Genomic DNA, 2,801 nt, shown 5'->3' with positions numbered 1-2,801 from the left:
TTTTCATTGAGTATAAAGTTCTTCCAGGACTTGCAGCCTTGACAGAAAAATAAGATTTTATAAACAAATCAAAGAAGAGAGGGATGAGAGTTCCTCTTTTCTTTTGCTTAAAATAAAAGCGCTTCCTCGCAACTATTACTCATAAAAATCACCGATTTATGATAAAATGGAAATAGAAAGTTGAGATTATGAGTTATTTTAAAAAATATAAATTCGATAAATCCCAGTTCAAACTTGGTATGCGAACCTTTAAAACAGGAATTGCTGTTTTTCTAGTTCTCTTGATTTTTGGCTTTTTTGGTTGGAAAGGTCTTCAAATCGGTGCTTTGACAGCTGTTTTTAGCCTGAGGGAGAGTTTTGATAAGAGTGTTCATTTTGGGACTTCGCGTATTCTAGGGAATAGTATCGGAGGCCTCTATGCCTTTGTCTTCTTCTTATTAAATACCTTTTTCCACGAAGCCTTTTGGGTGACCTTGGTAGTTGTTCCAATCTGCACCATGTTAACCATTATGACAAATGTAGCCATGAATAACAAAGCGGGGGTTATTGGTGGTGTAGCGGCTATGTTAATCATTACCCTATCGATTCCGAGCGGCGAAACAATTTTGTACGTGTTTGCGCGTGTATCAGAAACGTTTATGGGAGTTTTTGTCGCAATTCTAGTAAATTACGATATTGATCGTATTCGGCTCCTTTTAGAGAAAAAAGAAAAATAATGTTACATTTTATAACATTATCAATTGACGTTTGTCTTTTTTTAGACTATAATAGACAGAAAGAAGGAAATTGTAAATGAAGGAAAAAGAATTTCGCCGAAATATGGCTGTTTTTCCTATCGGCAGTGTTATGAAGTTGACCGATCTATCGGCGCGTCAGATTCGTTATTATGAAGATCAAGAGTTGATCAAACCTGATCGAAACGAAGGGAACCGTCGCATGTATTCCTTGAATGACATGGATCGTCTGCTTGAAATCAAAGATTATATCTCTGAAGGTTATAATATCGCTGCCATTAAGAAAAAATATGCTGAACGTGAAGCGAAATCCAAGAAAGCGGTGAGTCAGACTGAGGTGCGCCGTGCACTTCACAATGAACTCCTCCAACAGGGTCGCTTTGCTTCGGTGCAATCACCTTTTGGTCGCGGTTAAGCAACCGCAAGTAGTCATACATTAAGGAGAAAACTCATGCCAATCACAGCTGCAGATATTCGTCGTGAAGTCAAGGAAAAAAATGTTACCTTTATCCGTCTCATGTTCTCAGATATTTTGGGAACCATGAAAAACGTCGAAATTCCTGCTACAGATGAACAGTTAGATAAAGTCTTGTCAAACAAGGCTATGTTTGATGGATCTTCTATTGAAGGTTTTGTACGTATCAATGAGTCAGATATGTACTTGTACCCTGACTTGGATACATGGACAGTCTTCCCTTGGGGAGATGAAAATGGAAGTGTTGCAGGTTTGATCTGTGATGTCTATACAACAGAAGGTGAACCATTTGCGGGGGACCCTCGTGGCAATTTGAAACGTGCTCTTCGTCACATGGAAGAAGTTGGATTTAAATCCTTCAACCTTGGACCAGAGCCAGAATTTTTCCTATTTAAACTCGATGAAAATGGGGATCCAACACTTGAAGTGAATGACAAGGGTGGCTACTTTGATTTGGCGCCTACTGACCTTGCGGACAACACACGTCGTGAGATTGTGAATGTCTTGACCCAAATGGGATTTGAAGTAGAAGCCAGTCACCACGAGGTTGCGGTTGGACAGCATGAGATTGACTTTAAGTATGATGAAGTTCTCCGTGCTTGTGATAAGATTCAAATCTTTAAACTTGTTGTTAAAACCATTGCTCGCAAACATGGCCTTTACGCAACCTTTATGGCCAAACCAAAATTTGGTATTGCTGGATCAGGTATGCACTGTAATATGTCCTTGTTTGATGCAGAAGGAAACAATGCCTTCTTTGATCCAAATGATCCAAAAGGAATGCAGTTGTCAGAAACGGCCTACCATTTCCTTGGCGGTTTGATCAAGCATGCCTACAACTATACTGCTATCATGAACCCAACGGTTAACTCATACAAACGTTTGGTTCCAGGTTATGAAGCCCCTGTTTACATTGCTTGGGCTGGTCGTAACCGTTCGCCACTTGTACGCGTGCCTGCTTCACGTGGTATGGGAACTCGTCTTGAGTTGCGTTCAGTTGATCCAATGGCAAACCCATATATCGCTATGACAGTTCTTTTGGAAGTTGGTTTGCATGGTATTGAAAATAAAATCGAAGCACCAGCTCCTATCGAAGAAAATATCTACATCATGACAGCAGAAGAGCGCAAGGAAGCTGGTATTACAGACCTTCCATCAACTCTTCACAATGCTTTGAAAGCTTTGACAGAGGATGAGGTTGTCAGAGCGGCTCTCGGAGATCACATCTACACTAGCTTCCTTGAAGCCAAACGAATCGAATGGGCAAGTTATGCAACCTTCGTTTCACAATGGGAAATTGATAATTATTTAGACCTTTACTAATACTAATATAGAAGAAAGATTGCCTGAGGGTAAACAGTCACACAGCAGTCTAAGCCATCAAATACCTATAACCCTTAAAATAGCGATTTCGGTCGCTATTTATTTTTCAAAAAATCCTCTTGACTCTTTTGCGAATTAGATTTATCATCAGACGTGTAGAAGAAAATCAAGGAGTCACTATGGAAAAATTCAATTTCAAAAACAATATCGGGCAAGAAAACACATTGCTTCAAATCGAAATCTACAAGTTTACTAATTTACTAACTTTT

The 2,801-nt window shown here is 39.5% G+C and carries 4 protein-coding genes; 3 read left to right on the top strand and 1 reads right to left on the bottom strand.

Annotated elements, in window-relative coordinates; all coding sequences use genetic code 11:
• Window positions 1-188: 188 nt before the first annotated feature.
• From HT687_RS11490 to glnA, 3 genes are all read left to right on the top strand, one after another.
• Window positions 189-716, top strand: coding sequence for an aromatic acid exporter family protein (locus tag HT687_RS11490; protein ID WP_023937102.1), 528 nt, complete (start codon window positions 189-191; stop codon window positions 714-716).
• A 76-nt stretch (window positions 717-792) separates the two neighbouring features.
• The gene (gene glnR / locus HT687_RS11485) at window positions 793-1,149 is read left to right on the top strand and encodes a transcriptional repressor GlnR (RefSeq protein ID WP_000659547.1); all 357 of its coding nucleotides are present in this window, start codon (window positions 793-795) and stop codon (window positions 1,147-1,149) included.
• Window positions 1,150-1,185: 36 nt separating this feature from the next.
• Window positions 1,186-2,532, top strand: a complete 1,347-nt coding sequence (gene glnA / locus HT687_RS11480) for a type I glutamate--ammonia ligase (RefSeq protein WP_023937101.1) — start codon at window positions 1,186-1,188, stop codon at window positions 2,530-2,532.
• Between the two features lie 95 nt (window positions 2,533-2,627).
• Here glnA and HT687_RS11475 read toward each other — a convergent pair whose 3' ends face one another.
• Entirely contained in the window at window positions 2,628-2,747 is a 120-nt protein-coding gene (locus HT687_RS11475) for a glutamine synthetase (protein ID WP_080674655.1), read from the bottom strand.
• Window positions 2,748-2,801 lie beyond the last annotated feature (54 nt).

Source organism: Streptococcus sp. 1449, assembly GCF_013276805.1.
Classification (GTDB): Bacteria; Bacillota; Bacilli; order Lactobacillales; family Streptococcaceae; genus Streptococcus; species Streptococcus pseudopneumoniae.
Note: the sequence above shows the minus strand (reverse complement) of the source record. Positions and strands in the feature narration are given on the sequence as shown.